This is a genomic window from Deinococcus yavapaiensis KR-236 (assembly GCF_003217515.1).
Classification (GTDB): Bacteria; Deinococcota; Deinococci; order Deinococcales; family Deinococcaceae; genus Deinococcus_A; species Deinococcus_A yavapaiensis.
Genome location: NZ_QJSX01000006.1, coordinates 23,101 through 38,316 on the forward strand (window position 1 = coordinate 23,101; position 15,216 = coordinate 38,316).

General features: G+C 65.4%; 10 protein-coding genes. 1 reads left to right on the forward strand and 9 read right to left on the reverse strand.

Annotated features, from left to right (window positions below):
• Positions 1–247: 247 nt before the first annotated feature.
• Positions 248–898: a hypothetical protein gene (locus tag DES52_RS08880; RefSeq protein ID WP_146237230.1), complete on the reverse strand. Its 651-nt coding sequence runs from the start codon at positions 896–898 to the stop codon at positions 248–250.
• A 217-nt stretch (positions 899–1,115) separates the two neighbouring features.
• Between DES52_RS08880 and DES52_RS08885 the strand changes: the two genes are divergently transcribed.
• Complete coding sequence (locus DES52_RS08885; RefSeq protein ID WP_146237231.1) at positions 1,116–1,697, forward strand: hypothetical protein; 582 nt, start codon at positions 1,116–1,118, stop codon at positions 1,695–1,697.
• A gap of 182 nt (positions 1,698–1,879) precedes the next feature.
• On the opposite strand, the gene DES52_RS08890 is transcribed toward DES52_RS08885, so the two are convergent.
• Genes DES52_RS08890 through DES52_RS08925 form a run of 8 tightly spaced genes read right to left on the reverse strand, consistent with a single transcriptional unit; the run spans position 1,880 to position 14,600 of the window.
• Positions 1,880–3,988, reverse strand: coding sequence for a hypothetical protein (locus DES52_RS08890; protein WP_110886465.1), 2,109 nt, complete (start codon positions 3,986–3,988; stop codon positions 1,880–1,882).
• Entirely contained in the window at positions 3,985–6,444 is a 2,460-nt protein-coding gene (locus DES52_RS08895; RefSeq protein ID WP_110886466.1) for an AAA family ATPase, read from the reverse strand. The genes DES52_RS08890 and DES52_RS08895 overlap by 4 nt, the downstream gene beginning before the upstream one ends.
• Positions 6,445–6,455: 11 nt before the next feature.
• Positions 6,456–8,060, reverse strand: coding sequence for a hypothetical protein (locus DES52_RS08900; RefSeq protein ID WP_110886467.1), 1,605 nt, complete (start codon positions 8,058–8,060; stop codon positions 6,456–6,458).
• Positions 8,038–11,346 carry a DEAD/DEAH box helicase gene (locus tag DES52_RS08905; protein ID WP_110886468.1) on the reverse strand — a complete coding sequence of 1,103 codons (3,309 nt, stop codon included), beginning with the start codon at positions 11,344–11,346 and terminating at the stop codon, positions 8,038–8,040. Before DES52_RS08905 ends, DES52_RS08900 begins: the two co-directional genes overlap by 23 nt.
• Complete coding sequence (locus DES52_RS08910) at positions 11,333–12,706, reverse strand: hypothetical protein (RefSeq protein ID WP_170130968.1); 1,374 nt, start codon at positions 12,704–12,706, stop codon at positions 11,333–11,335. Before DES52_RS08910 ends, DES52_RS08905 begins: the two co-directional genes overlap by 14 nt.
• Positions 12,703–13,461: a protein phosphatase 2C domain-containing protein gene (locus DES52_RS08915; RefSeq protein WP_110886470.1), complete on the reverse strand. Its 759-nt coding sequence runs from the start codon at positions 13,459–13,461 to the stop codon at positions 12,703–12,705. Before DES52_RS08915 ends, DES52_RS08910 begins: the two co-directional genes overlap by 4 nt.
• Positions 13,436–14,104 (reverse strand): vWA domain-containing protein, encoded by a 669-nt coding sequence (locus DES52_RS08920; protein ID WP_110886471.1) that lies wholly within the window; start codon positions 14,102–14,104, stop codon positions 13,436–13,438. Before DES52_RS08920 ends, DES52_RS08915 begins: the two co-directional genes overlap by 26 nt.
• Positions 14,105–14,129: 25 nt before the next feature.
• The gene (locus tag DES52_RS08925) at positions 14,130–14,600 is read right to left on the reverse strand and encodes a hypothetical protein (RefSeq protein ID WP_110886472.1); all 471 of its coding nucleotides are present in this window, start codon (positions 14,598–14,600) and stop codon (positions 14,130–14,132) included.
• Positions 14,601–15,216: the final 616 nt, after the last annotated feature.

Below are 15,216 nucleotides of genomic sequence, written 5' to 3' on the forward strand. Positions count from 1 at the left end.
GAACGCACTTCTTCGATCCTCGGCTTGAGAAGACGTGTGCCTTCGCGACTCTCACTGGTGCCGCGTGGAGAATCGGCGTCCATGCATCGACGGGCGTGCGTTCAGCAACGGCATTCACGAGGAGCAAACAGTCTTTTCGCACTCAGCGGAAGCTGTCAGCGTCAAGGTGGAGTCGTCAAGTGGTAGACCTTCGGCGAACGCCAGGGGATCCCCTGGCGTTCGCCGAAGGTCTACAGACGCTTGGTCGTCACGGCAACTGGATTTCTTGTCCGTTGCGGAAGGCCACTTGAATCGTGGGATTGGAGGGGTCGCTGAAGTCTGCGACGCACGACATGGCCTCGCTCGTCGGTTCAACTTGGTAGGAGCCCATACCGCGCAAGCAATCGCTGGACGTTTCCTCGTCCGTGGCGGCCGCGGCCGCCACTGCTTTATAGACGTTTTGTGCGTACGCTTGATTGGCGTATTTTTGCGCGGTGGCGCGCGCTCCGAGTAAATTGGGAATGAGGACGGCGGCGACAATGGACAGCGGAATCAGGAAGCCGAGGATCCCGTGCGCGACGATGAGGCCCCACTTCAAGCCGTTACTGACCGGGGAGAGGATGGTGCCGGGCGCGAACTCATAGGCGTAGGTGTTGCGGTAGTGGACGTGCATCGCGACGAAGGCCGCGATGCTCAGCAGCCCACCGAGGATGCCCAAGACGGGCAGCAGGGCGCTGAGAAGGCCGGCGACCATGGAGATGCCGAAAAAGATGCCCATCCAGCCGAAATGCCATCCGACTCGATTGATGTACGTGAAGCCGCAGCCTGGCAGAAACCAATTCAGGACGAAGCCGACCCAGTAGTTGGGCCGAGCGGGTGAGGACGGTTCAGGCGCTGACTGCACGGGCATTGTCGTCATGAAAACAAAGTAATCGAAATGTGAAAACATTTGGGCGCATTTGCCCGTCGAAGCTCACCGACCGCGCCGATCGGCACGCCAATGAAACAAACAGCGCCGCCGGCCGTCAAAGACAAGAGGCTGAGACTGCATGTCTATGCCAGGCACTAACGTCGAGCGCCTCACATCGATAACCGGCAAGGTGCAATGCATCAGATCATGGTTTTACCAGGAGCATGTGCCCTGGCAAGACGACCGAGATGATCGCGCAGCAAGGCCGCCCCGCTCATTTGCCGTGGTCGAGAAAAAACTTTCGGCTAGAGTCGAGCCGGAGGTCAAAATGAGACGATTGTCAGTTCTACTCGCCCTGGTGCTTGCAGGAGGTGCTGAAACATACGCTCAGACGATGGTCAACGACAAGAACTTCGTTCGTGTAACTCAATCCCCGTTCAATCAATACAACATCTGGCTGTCCAAGGAACTCGGTAAAAACGACAAGGACGGCATGACAATCGGGATCGGAGGACTCAAGCCGTGCCGACAAATTCTTGACGAGGAGTCACCCGTTTATGCGAGTGAGTACCGTAACTGGATGGTCGCTGTCGGAGCGACCAAAAAAGAGACGCCCATCAAAAACTTCGAGCGCCTCGCGCTTGACTTCAGAAGCAAGACGAACGGTGAAATCTACACGGGGAATTTCGACAAGATTTACGGCTTCGTTTCCTTGTCCGACGGCAACAAGGTAGGCGGAGGTTGGTTCAGCCTCGCCGTCATGGCAAATGGAAAGACTTACTTTGGGCGTTGCATATTCGCAAAATAAGTAGAAGTTCGACGGCAGATCATATTGAAGTTCTCGGAAGGTCAAATCTCAAGCCTCTACCGCCAAGCAGAGTTCGTTTTGCCACGCGCCCGCGGACATCCTACCGACGTCGAACGCCCCAAGCGAACAAGCTTGAGGCGTTCGACGTCACGCGGAGCTCGATCATGCGTGCCCTTCGCGCGTCACGCTGACGAAGGGCACGCGCACTGATGGTGCGACACCATCGTCAAGTCGGACGCATCGGGAAGAGCGAGTACATCCCGCCCGAACAGTCGATCGGCCCACCCTACCTCCTCGCGGACGCCGGTCGTGTCACGCACGCTGGGCAGCAGCAGCGCCTGACGATGACGTGCCGACGGGCAGTGCCGAACGCTCCACGATGTACCGCAATTGTCGCAGCGGCATTGAAAGCGTCCTGCCCCCCACGCTTCGAACGCCGCGTCTCGCTGCGTGCACACCGGGCAGACCCGGAGCTGTTCGAGCGACGCGTTCGCCGCTCGTACCGACCGCGTGAACTGCTCGAACTCGTCGAGCTTCGAGTCCACGTCCTCCAAGCGCCGATCCGTTTTCCGTATGCTGTGCCGCTCGGCCTGCAACCGCTGCCGAGCGGCGAGGGCCGCCGCTCGTTCCCGCACCAACTGGTCGCGTGCCTCCTCGGCGACCTTGGAAAGCTCGTGAGCGGGCAGCGGCGCGGTCAGCGCCCAGCTGCACGCGGTGTCATCGTTCTCGAACGGTGCGGGCAGGGTGTACGTGCGCATGAATTCCGGGACGGTCACGCGCGGTGGGTACGCGAGAAAGCGCGGCGCGGTGAGCGCCACCCGCACGGCGCGCGCCAAACGCTCGACGCTCTCAAGGTCGAGGGGCGACGCGGGCAGCACCGACAGGCGAGCGTGCAGCGCGCCCACATCACCGGCGACCGAGCAGCTTCGCGCGTCGCCGTACTCGCTGACGCCACTGATGTACACGACCGCCGTGTGCGTCTCGACCCCTCGCGTCGCCGTGCACAAGTCTTCGAACGCCCAGCCACGCTCGGCGTCGGTCAGCTCGGCGAGTGGGCTGCTGACGGGCACGACGCGCAGCACGTCCTGCCCGTTTTGCGACAGCGTGAGCGTTCCGTCCACGTTCCAAGCGAAGGTCACGGTTCCATCCGGGCCGCGCAGCGTGAACCGCTCGCCTCGGCGCAGCACGGCGGGCGCGTCGGGCGCGTACCCGAACTGCTCCAAGGCGCGCACGGTGAGCAGCAGCGCGAAGCGGTCGAATTCGTGGCACGCACGTTGCTCCACGTTCAATTGCTCTTGAGGCGCGGGCGCGCGCGTGTGCGCGTAGCGATACCACGCTTGCCACAACTGCGCCACCCGCCGGTAATGAGGATCGTTGCCGAGGATGTTCGTGATGCGCAGCGTAGCCGGCACCGCGACACGCGCCGGGATGCGACCGTACAAGTCGCTGTGCTGAAGTTGCTGCAATTGCCGCGCGAGGCGTTCGAGCTCTTGCAAGCGTTCCGCGGCCCGCACTTGCCCTTCGGTCGCGTCGAGCGCGTCTCCCCACAACGCGTAGATGCGACGCTGCCGCCAGTGCATGCCCGACGGCGGCTCGTGCTCGTTCGTTTCGGCGACCGCGAACGTTTCCAGCAACCGACGGACCTTCTGAATGCGTCGACGCACGTAACGCAGCAAGTGATCCACCAAACGCGCCGCCACCCGATTCTCGTAGATGTCGTACAAGTCGTCGCGCACGTTGGCGATGACCCGCCGCGGCCGAACGGCCCTGAGCGTTCGCGCTTCCCAATCTTCCGTGTGAGACGCCAAGTACGTCACGGCCTGCGAAGGAATTTGCCGCGCACGACTGACGTCCACGCGTTCTTGCCGTACTTCCAAGTGCGTGCGCGGCAGTCGGCACACCACCTCCAAGTGCATCAAGTGACGCAGCATCGCTTCTTCCAACGGAAAGCGGTCGAGCGCCTCCGCGACGTCCCGGTCGATGGGCGACGTCGCCTTCCAATCGGCCCACGTACCCGACAAGTTCTCCAGGGCCGCCAAGTCGTCGGCGAGCGAGCCCAGTTCGAGCGCGGGCCCTTCGGCGTGCGCGCTGGGAAAACCGATGAACCGTTGGTCCTCGCCGGCGTGCACGCTCGCTTGACCGCGCGCGTCCGGCGTGACGAACGTGCCGGCGTCGACTCGCAACCCGTTGAGGAGGCCGCTCTCGGGCGTCGTGAGCCACTGCCCGCGCAGCACCCGGTCCGGCAAGGGCGTCACGCGGCCCGTGAGGCGGTCGTAAGCGAGGAAGGTCATGCGGGCACGGTGGGCAGCACGCCCAAGCGTTGCAAGGCGCGCGCGACGGTGGCGCGCGACTGCTCCGGCGACGTGCGAGCGTCGAGCTTGGACCACGTGGCGTCCAGCGTGCGCTGCAAGTCGATCAAGTCCTCGGGGCGCACGTCGAACTTGTTGTGAATCTTGCGCAGCACTTTCGTCGCGAGCACGTGATCGGTCGCTTCACCCAAACTGCCGCCCGCGGCGATCACCACTGGCACGTACCGCGCCATCTGCGTTTGCAAGCGGTTGCCCCAATTGAGGTCGAAGCGTTCGTGCAGCAAGGTACCCAAGGTGCTTTGCAAGTAGTTGTACGCCACGTCCGCCGCCGCACCGTGCCGTTCGACCGCCGCTTCGAACGACGCGCTGAGCGCGCTGTACGCCAACGGCAAACGAGGCGGGAGGGTGCGGGCCGGCACGTCCTCGAAGTGACGAGGCAACTCCATGACGTGCGCGCGGTCGTACGTCTTGTCGGCGAAATCCTTCGTGGTTTCGTCGTGGTTGGCGGTCCCGACGAACCACACGTTGTCCGGCAAGTCAAGAATGCGCGCGTCCCGTAAGTGCGCCGGGGCCGGTTCGACGCTCGCTTCCATCAACGGCAACTGCTTGCGTTCCGGATTCTCCAACGCCGAGAGGATGCTCGCGAAGTACTGCTCGGGATGCGACAAGTTCATCTCGTCGAGCACGATGATGAACGGCACGTCGCGGTACCGAGGCAGATGCGCGCGGTACAACGCTTGCAGAAACTCCGATTCGTAAAAACGACGCTCGAACGCGTTGAAGTGCCCGATCAAGTCGGCTTTGTCACGCCAACCGGACTGCACTTCCGTCACGGCGCGCTCGCCGCCGATCGCGCGGGCGAACGCGAGCGGCAAGCTGGTCTTGCCGGTCCCGCTGATGCCTTGCAGCAAGTGCAACTTGCTCATGGCGAGCCCGCCGAGGAAGCTGCGCAAGGTCCGCAAGCCGTACTGGCGCGGCATGTCCCGGTCGGCGGCGATGCGCGTTTGCACTTCTCGCACGAACGCCGCCAGGTCCGGCGCGTCCACATCCAAGTCTGGTTCGGCGTGCAAGGCGAGGTTCTCGTCCATGCTGGTGCACGCGGGGAAGACGCTTTTGCCGTCCGTGCTGGTGATGTGCTTGTCGACGTCGGCTTTGAGTTCGCGCAACGCCGTTTGCAGCAACGTCACTTGCGTGTCGAGGGCATCCTTGCGGTCACGGAGACTTTCGAGTTCAGTCACGGCGATGCCCGCGCGGTGCAAGCGTTGCTTGAGCTCGTTGATTTCCTGCAGTTGCTGCACGCGCGTCGCGTCCCACGCGTCGCGCTCGGCTTCCAAGGCGCGCAGCCGCGCGGTCGCGTCCGCGCTGGGACGTTGCGACACTTGATCGCGCAGCTTGTCGCGTTCGCGTTTCAACGCCCGCAGTTCTTGCAGCAACTCCTCGGGCGAGCGATCACCGAACTGCTCCAAGGCGGTGTTGCGTTCGTCCAATTGCCGTTCGAGTCGTTCACGTTCGCGCCGCGCCGCGTTCAAGCGGTCGTGCAGCGAGTGAATTTCACCTTCCAAGCGCTCCAAATCCCCGGCGACGCGTTGCCGCGCGCGTTCGTTGACGTACTCGCGTTCCTCGGCGAGATCTTGCTGTTCTTCGTGCAGGCGTTGCTGCAGCCGCTCCAAGCGGCGCTTCTTCTCTTCGAGTTCCTCCAGTTCCTTCCGGACGGTGGCGCGCGCCGCCGTCAAGCGCTCTTCGTGCTCGCGTTCTTGCTCGTGCAGCTTCGCGGCGTGTCCTTCGCGCACCGAGCGCAACTCTTGCTGATGCGCTTGATGCTGCTTGAGCAGCTCGGTTTGCGCGTCGCGCGCTTCTTTGGTGAGTCGCGCGACTTCTTCGCGCAGCGGCGCGAGGATCGCTTCGCGACGCTTCAAGAAACCCGTTTCCGCTTCGGCTTCCCGCTGCATCAAACGCTCGTCACGTTCGAGCAGCCCGACGTCGCGTTCGTCGATCGCGCGTTCACGCTCGTCGAGCGTGCGCTCGCCTTGCCGCACGTGCGCGCGCAACGCGTCGAGAGAGGCGCGTTCCTGCTTGAGCTCCTCGCCGCTTTTCGCGGCGGCGGCGCTGCGCTTGTCGGCCTCTTCGGCTTTCCGGTCGGCGGTACGGGCTTTCGCGTGGTACAACTCGGCGGCTTCTTGCGCTTTCCGCAACGCTTGCTGCACGTCCGTCGGTGGTGGCGTCGTGGGCGGCAACGCCTCGGCGCGTTCGGCGACGCTGCTGCTGTCGTGCGCTTGGACGTGTAGCGCCGAGATTTGCTGCAGCGACTGCTGAAACGCCGACGACACGCCGAACGTGGGCGTGCCGACGGGCGTGGGCGGCGAGGCGGGCGGCGACGCGGGAGAGGACACGTGCGGTCGATTCGAGTGGTGAGCGCGGTGCTTGTTCTTTTTTCCCATGGGCAGTTCCTTCAAGCGTCGAGATCGTCGATGCCGTCGTCGAGAGGTTCATCCACGACGCCCACCGCGGGGGAAGCCGTCGCGCCGAACGAGCGTAAAGCGGAAGGGTCCGTGAAACACAAGGCCGAAAGTGCCCGGTAAGCGACGTCCCGCGCGTTCGGCGCGACCGTCACCGCGGGCGGAAGCGGCGCGTCGTCCGCGTTCGGCACGTGCGCCGCGCCACCCCCCCAGTGAATGGCCGACTCCAAGTCGTGCAAGAAGGTCGGGTCGCGCGTCGCCACGGCGCGCAACGGGTGCCGCGCGTCGCGGTACGCGGCGATCAAGGTGGCGACGAGTAACGGACGCAACTTGCCCGTCCAAGCGCGGTTGGCCATGGCGTACACGTCGCTGACCTTCACGCTCGAAAGCCGCTCGGGCAGCGGCGTGACGAACCCGAGGCTCTGAGCCATCGCGTCGAGACGACGCGCGTTGTACGTGCGGTCATGCTCGATCAAGTGCTGCTCGACACCCGCCGTGGCATGCGCGTCCCGCACCACCGCCAACACCCCCTCGATGAGCTTGCGGGTCGCTTTGAGAGCCTCGTTGGCTTTGCGCTCCGCGTGCTTGTCGCTCGCCGAGCGAAGCTCTTGATGCGCGAGTTCGCACTCCAGCAACCATTGGTACAACGGGTGCTCTTGCGCGCGCTGCCCGAAGTGCCGTTCCACTTCGCGTTCCGCGTCGGCTTGCACTCGATCGAGCACGCTCGCGTACGACGCTTCTCCTTCGGGCGTGACGCGTTCGTGCAGCCGCTCCACGAACGCCGCGAGGTTTTTCGAGTCGCGCGAGCGCCGCTTCACGACCGTGGTGAGCGGACTGGTTCGCAAGCCGAACGGATCGCACACGTTCCAATCCTGGTCGCCTTCCTCGAAGTACAGGTACGTGCTGACGAACATCAAGTGCGGACGGTCCTCGATGAAGTTGACGCGGTCGACGCGGCGCGCCACGTTCGCCGGGCGGTCGTCGTCCTCGAACGCTTCGCTGCTACCGTGTCGCGCGCGTTCGAAACGCGTGACCGCGTCGAGCACGTCGCGTGGCGTCGGCGTGGCCGGCGGCGCACCGGTCGGCAACTCCACGAACGGTCGATGCGAACGGTTGTTAAAAAGCAACACCGGGAAGCCTCGATCGTCGAACGTCACGTCCGGCGTTTCGATGGTGCTCGCGAGGCGTGGCAGCAGCAGTCCGCTGAACGGATCTTGAAAGACGTACCCGGTGATGAAATCGTCGAGGTTCTGGGCGAGATCGAACGTTTCGTCGCGCAAGCGACGCGCCGCGTCTGGTTTGACGAGGCCGTCTTCGAAGGTCGTGCCGTTGTCGACGAGCTGACGACGCACGACGCGCACCAAATCCGGATGCAAATGCAGCAAATCCGCGATCGCCACGTCGTCGTGGTATCCGCGCAGCAGCAAGCCCGTCACAGCCCGCTGCAAGAAATTCCAGCGTCGCGAGCGAGGCCGCGGGGCCACCACGCGGTACGCCCACACCGGCCACAGCAAATCGCGGCGACGCGCCACGGGAATTCTATGGTCGTACAAGCGGTAACGGAGAATGGGGGCTTCACGCGGAAACGAGGCGACCATGACGTCCTTTGCACAAGCGGTGGAAGTTCGAAAGCGCCCGAACGGCCGAAGGTGCGTCCGGCGGCGGCAGCATGCCGGTGTCCCCGACGACGATCAACAAGCGTTGCTGACGACTCATGGCGACGCACAAGCGGTTCGGCAATGTGAGGTGCCCGTACTTGCGTCGCTCTTCCAACGCGGTCGAACTCGGCAAGGTGTTGCTGCGCGTCACGGACAAGAAGACGACGTCGAACTCCATGCCTTGAAACGCGTCGACCGTGCCGACCCGCAGCCGTTCCTTGGTGCGTCCTTGCCGATCGTACGTTTCACGGTACGCGCCGTGAATGCGAAGCTGTCCGTCTTCGCCTTGCTCGACGAGATCGACGTCTTGCAACGCGCGTAGCAACTCACGCACTTGATCGGCGTAGAAGGTGATGACGCCGACGCTGAAGTCCGGTCGTGCGTCCAGCACCCGCTTCGCTTCCGCGGCGATCCAACGCGCTTCGGCCACGCGGGATTTGCTGCGCCCGCCGCGTTCCGCGCCCCGCTCGAACGGCACGTCCACCCACGCGGCTGGCCGACCGTCGTACCCGGGCAAGTCATGCGCGAAGTCCGACGCGGACCGACCGCTCGCGAACGCTTCGCCCGCCGGGTAGAAGTTGTCACTCACGAACTGCCCGAGCAGCGGATGCATGCGGTACTGCTTGTCGAGCGTGACGACGCGTTTGATGCCGTCACGCCGTTCGCGCGCCTGCAAGTCTTGAAACAAACGCTCGAACAAACTTTGGTGCAGCGCGTCTTGATACTCGTCGCCCACCGACGCTTGCAACTGCCGTTCGATGTCCGGTTCGAGCAAGTGCGGTAACTGCCGGTGGTCGCCCACGAGGATGATGCGCCGCTCGGCTTGCGCCATCGGAATCAGCAAATCCAACGGGTTCACGCGCGCCGCTTCGTCCACGACGACGTTGTCGAACGCCCGCACGGCGTGCCCGGTCTTCGTCTTGAATTCCCGCACCGCGAACGAATCGGATTGCTGACACGTCGCGGCGAGCACCGCGCTGTAATCACGCACAGCGTCGTGCACGCCCCTCGGGTCGTTCTCCAACGCGTCGAGAAAGTCGTACAGCACCCCGGCGACGTCGCTGCGCGTTTGACCGCTCCCCGCGCGGTCGTCACGCAACGCGCGCTGCAAGTCGCGCAGCGCGCTCGTCAACGCGTGCGTCACTTCGGGCGGCACTTGCACCGGCGCGCCCGGCAAGGTGTCCGGCTGCAAGCGCGTCAACAACGCTTGCTTGAGGTGCGCGAGCGCCTCCAAGAACGGCGGGGCTTCCTCGCTCGACCACACCCCGGCGTCTTCGAGCAACGTCCGCTCGTCCGCCGTCAACGGCGCGTCGTTCAACCGGCGCAGCGCCTTGCGCGCGCTGGCCGGGCCATCGTCCAAGAACGCTTCGCGTTCGGTTCGCAACGCTCGCACGGCACGCAGTGCCAACGTGACGTCCTCGTGCGGCTCGCCGGAAGGACGCACTGCTTTCAAGTCCCGCAAGCGATCTTTCGTTTCCGCCCGCAAGGCGTGCTCCCCGAGCGTCAACACCTCGTCAATGACGTCCGCCACCGAATCGCGCGCGTTGGGCGCGCCCGTGAACCGCAACACCAAGTCACGCGCGCGTTTGTACCGCACTTCCAAAGGACGCTCGGGGAAGTCCGCGAGGCGCGCGCGAACTTGCGCGACCATGTCTTGCCGCCAGCGTTCCGCGCCGCTCGTCACCGCGTCGATCACTTGCCGTCGGTTCCGCCCGATTTTCACGGCGGGCAACCCGAACACCACCGTGGCCGACGCGGCGTTCTCCACGGCGATGTGCTGCGTGCTCGTCAGCAACGTTTGCGCGGCCACGCGGCCCGGATCGGCCGTCAACTCGGCGAGGCGCGCTTGAATGGCGGCGATCACCCGAGTTTTCCCGGTGCCCGGCGGTCCTTGAATCAACGCGATGTCCGGCGTGTTGATCGCGACGTCCACCGCGTCCGTTTGCCGCTGCGTGGGTTCACCGCCGAACACCTCGCGGGCCGGCGATCTCGGCGGCAAGGCTTCCATGCGTGGCAACGCGCGCCGCGGCACGTCCAACCCCTCAAGGAGCGGGCCGAGTTGCGGCATGGGCGTCTCGGCGGCGATCACGGCGCGACGCGCGCGGTCGCGTCGCTCGAACTGCAAACGATCCCCGGTGAGACTCACGAATAACACGCCACGTTCCGGCGGCGCGTGATCCAAGTCGGCGGTACGCAACGGACGCACGTCGACCGTCGAACGACGCTCGTCACACTGCACGTACTCCCCGATGAACGTTCGCGTCCGAGCGCTCGACGACTCGGACGCGGCGACGCTCAACTCGGGCGGCAGCGTCGCGGACGCTTCGAGCGTCAAGTCCGCTTGCTGTCGCATGAACGCGAAGGCCTCGGGGGACGCCACGAGCGTGAAACGCCAACACCCGTTGGTGAAGAGCGGCCGTTCGTCGAACGGCAACGCGCCCATGCGCCGAGCACGCTCCACGCCGCGTTCATGCTCCAAGCGCTGGTACTCTTCCCACACCCGCAAGTAACTGCGGGTATCTTGCAAGCGCGCCGCGAGCGCCGCTTGCAACTGCCCGCGTTCGCGTCCCGCCAGCGTTTCGTCTCGAAACGTCCACGGCGCTTCGACGAGCACGACCGGGCGCTTCAACTCGTCGTTTCGGCGCGCGCTGCGCGTGACGTGCGCGACGTGCAACGCGTCGTCGGTCCGCACGACATCCAAATTCCAACGGTGTCCCAGCAACCGAAACGCTTGCTGTTGATCCGGCCGCTTGTTCGGCGTGCCGGCCAGCAAAAACCGCGGTGGTCGCCCCGCTTCCACCGGTGGCAACGTGACGGCCTGCGCGAGCATCTGCACGACGTACTCCACGGACGTCCGCTCTTGCTCGTGCGCGCGAAGGTCATCCACGATCGCTTCGTCGATGCCGATCACTTCCGCGTCGTGCATGAAGTACCCGACGGGAAATTGATGCGCTTGCACGGCGATCGACGCGCCTTGCACGCGCGCCACCCACAGCACGTTCGGCATGCCTTGTGACAACAACGCGCGCACCCGCGCGTGCTCCACGTCGGTCTCGCCTCGTACCAGCCACTGCGCGTCCTTCGCGCGCAAGATGACTTCGTCGAGGGTGTCGTTGAACTGCAAACGAACTTCCGTTCCGCGCGGCACCGCGAACGGCACGTCCGCGTTTAGCAAGCGAAGTTGCACGAGCGTCACCGCCCCGAACTGCACGTCATTGGCTTGCATGCGTCGCCTCCAGCACCTCGAATGACAACGCGCGGTGCATGCCTTCGAGCGCGCCGAGATGCAACTCCCACGCGCTTCGCCCGCCTTTGAGTGGCACGCGCTTGCCTCGCGCGGCCACCTGCGCTTCCTCGCCTCGCTCACGGTGCCGCAGCACGTACGTCTCACCGTTGGCGCTGCGCACGCTCAAACGCGCCCCGTCGAACTGCACTTCCAAGTGCGGCTCGTCGACGGGCGCGCCCGTCAAGTGACGCGTCGTGATCGGCACCCACGCGTCACGGTGCAGCACCGTGGTGCTCAGCACGCGCGACGGAACCGGCAACGAGAAGCGATCGGCCAGCCGTTGACTCGCCGGGTCGACCACGTGCGTGTGCGCCAACGCCACCGCCGGGCGGGGCGTGTCGCACCACGGGCAGACGTCCAGCGAGAAGGCGTGATGCCCCGCGCACTGCGGGCACTGCGTCAACGCGCCCAGCGCTTCTCGCAGCGCATCTTCCCAAGACGCGACGCCCGGACGTCGCGTCGCGTTCCGCAACCCCACCCCGAACGCTTCTTGGCACAAGCGCCGCAAGCGCGGCGTGAGCACCGCTTCGCGCGCCAAGCCGGTCGACGCGCGGTTGCGCGCGTCCTCCGGGTCGTCCACCCACGGCCACTCGCCCCGCAATGCCGCTTCCTCCTCGTCGGGACTTCCGGCGTTCACGGCGTCCCCCAAAAGCGGGTGCGTGAGAGTCAACGTCTGAAACGCCATCGCCGCGAACGCGAAGGCGTCCGTGAGGGTGTTCACCCCGCCACGCTCCAAGTACAACTCCGGCGCGGCGAACCGCGGGGTGAGAATGCGTCGTTCGCCGGCGCGCCCTTCGTACGACAAGTTGTCCACGTCGATCAGCTGCACGCCGACGTCCTCCACGAACAAGACGTTCGACGGGGACGGATCGCCGTACACGATGCCTTTGGCGTGCAACTGCGACAAGACGCGCGCGGTGCGCGCCAACACCGACAAGCGCCGCTTCAACCCGCCCGTGTCGATGTACCACTGCAGCGGCGACGGCACGTCACGCGGCGCGTGCGCCAAGTCGGCGAGGGGCGTCGCGCCGTGCACGAGCGGCATCACGTACCCGACGTGCGGCCGCGCGAGCAACGCGACCGGACGCGTCACGTTGAGCGCTTCGAGCGGCAAGCGACGCACGTCGTTGAGGCGAAACGCCCAGCGTTCCGCTTCCTGCGCCGATGGAAGCGTGAGCACTTTGACGGCGTGCCGTCCATCTTGAGCGGCGAACACGCGGCCTTGACCGCCCGCGCCGAGTTCACGCGCGAGCACGTACTCCCGGCCCGCTTCATCCTTGACTTTCACAGTGCGTTTCACGCGAAGGCTCCTTGCAAAATCGCGAGGGTTTTGTCGTCGATGTGACCGGGCGTGGGCCACGTGTGCAACGCGCGCCGGACGCTCGCACCACGCGCGCGTGGTGCGACGCTCGCCAAACCGCCCGCCCAATCCAGGAACACCCCGACGCGTTCCGGCGGCACGTCGTCGCTGATGCCGTCCGTGGCGAGCACGAGCGTGAACGACCCGCTGGGCGTCCACGAACGCGTGAACCAGTCGTTCATGTGATGCGCGCATCCCAACGCGAGCGTCTCGTTCGAGAAGCGCGCGCCTCGCCCGTCTCGCCCGTCTCGCCCGTCTCGCCCGTCTCGCCCGTCGTCACCGTCGGCATCCCGGTACGCCACGAGGCCGTCGCCGAGCGCGGCGACCGTGACACGCCCGTGCGGTTGCACCACGCCGATCAAGCACGTCGTCGCGCACGCGTCAGGTGGGTGAGGCGCGACGTTCAGTCGCCACAGCACTTCCACGAGGCGCACGAGCAGCGCGCTCGACGCGTCCGGAACGCGCGCCCACTGCTTGACGGCGTCGCGCGCCGCGCGTGTCGCGGCGCGCGCACCGTGCCGAGCGTGCACGCGCGAACCCATCCCGTCGCACACCGCCACCCACCGCGCGCCGTGCGCGCGACCGCTGCGCCACGCGTCTTGGTTGAGCTCGCCGGCACGACGATGCCCCGGGCCGGTCACGCTCGCGCCGAACACGGCGATCGTTTCGTCACTCCAAGAGGTCGTCGAAGCCATCGTCCACCCCCAAGTCCGGCAGCGGCTCGAGTTGATTCGGCGTGGACGAACGCGAACGCACCGTCACGCTCATCGTCACGAAGCTGAAGAATCGACGCAACTGCCGCGCTTCGTGCGCGCGCCGCACGTACTCAGCGCCCGCGAATCGTTCGAGCACGTCGAGTTCCGCGTCATCCCCCACCGCCAACGCCAAGCGCGTCGCTTTCGACGCGCGAGGCGACGCGAGCAGACGCGCGAGCGGCTCCTCCCACGCGTCCGTCGGCACGCCATCGGACACCAGCACGATCGTCGGTCGGTACGCGCGACTCGGAATCAACTCCGCGTCGTCGACGATGCGCGTCACGAGCTCCAAGGCCGCGCCGAGCGGCGTGTGCCCGGTCGCGGTGAGCGCCTCGAACGTCACGGTGCGCGCCGGTTGCAACGGCACGTGCACGCGCGCCGTTCGTCCACCGAACGCGATGATGGCGACGTGAATCTCGGCGGTGGCCTCGTCGTCCTCGGCGAAGGCGCGCAGCATGTCGCGCATGGCGATGTTCAACGCGCTCAGCTTGCCGTCTTCCGCCATCGAACCGCTCACGTCCACCAACATCAGCACGGGCAGGGGGCGCGGCACGGACACGGTGACGTCACGCAAACGAATCACGAGCGTCCCCGCACTTCCCGAACGTTCAACGTTCCTCCTCGAATTCCCGCGCGAAGGCTGCCCAGCGCGTCGTCAACGCCGCCGCGTCCCGCGGCGTCCACGTTCCCCCCGGCTTCAACGCCGAGGGGAGGCGGCTGAGGTGACGTTCGCCGTTCGAAGGCGCTCGCCGGCGGCGTCGTTCGTCACGTACCCGCTGCAACGCGTCGATCACCTCGCTCGGACGCAACGGCACGAGGCGTTTCACGTTGCGCTCGGAGGTGTCGCGAAGTTCGGCTTCCAACGCGCGGAGGCGCTCGTCGCTCAAGCGGTACAAGCCGTAATCGAGCGCGAGGAACACGCCATCCAAGCGACGCAACTGAGGATTCTCGCGAGGTTTGCCGTCAGGTGGCCTCGACATGTCGGTGTGCCACGACGCCCGCGGGTAAATGCCATAGGCGAGCGCCCGGTTCGCTTGACTGGCCGTCGGGAAGAACACTTTGCCAGACCACTTCGCCATGATGAACTCACCATAGAGCACAGCGCCTCACAGCTTTCCCACAAATGCCCGCGGTACCACACCGCGCTGACCGGCGATGGGCGGTCGCAACACGCGAGCCCCGAACGATGCCATCGCCAAACGCGTCGGAAGGTCGCGACCGCGCAAGCTCCAAAGTGCGCTGAGCGCTGGTCTTGAGCATCAAAGATCGGTCGACAGTAGTTCAAAGCGTCACCTAGGGGCAAACGACGCCTGACCATTGCCGATCGGAAATCTCACGCTTCGTCCCTACGCACAACCCTTCGGTCGCTCGCAGGATGTCGTAAGCTGACGGTGGAGGGACATCCCCTCCCTGGCGGTTCCTTTCAAAACAAACGTGGGCGAGCGAGGACACTATTTGGTGTCCTCGCTCGCCGAACGCTTTTGGCGACCGTGAGGACCAGTGAAGTGGCTCGACCGGAGGCTGAAGGCCGACAGCGCCCCACACCATGGGCGCTCGCCGTCGAGCCATCATCACGCCGTTCGGCAAGTCCGACCGCCTCGGAAAGGACCCTCATGCCCAAACCGACTGCCAAACGTCACGCGATGACCAACCGAAAAGTCTTCAAAGCGTCCGATATGCTCGTCGCTCACCTCG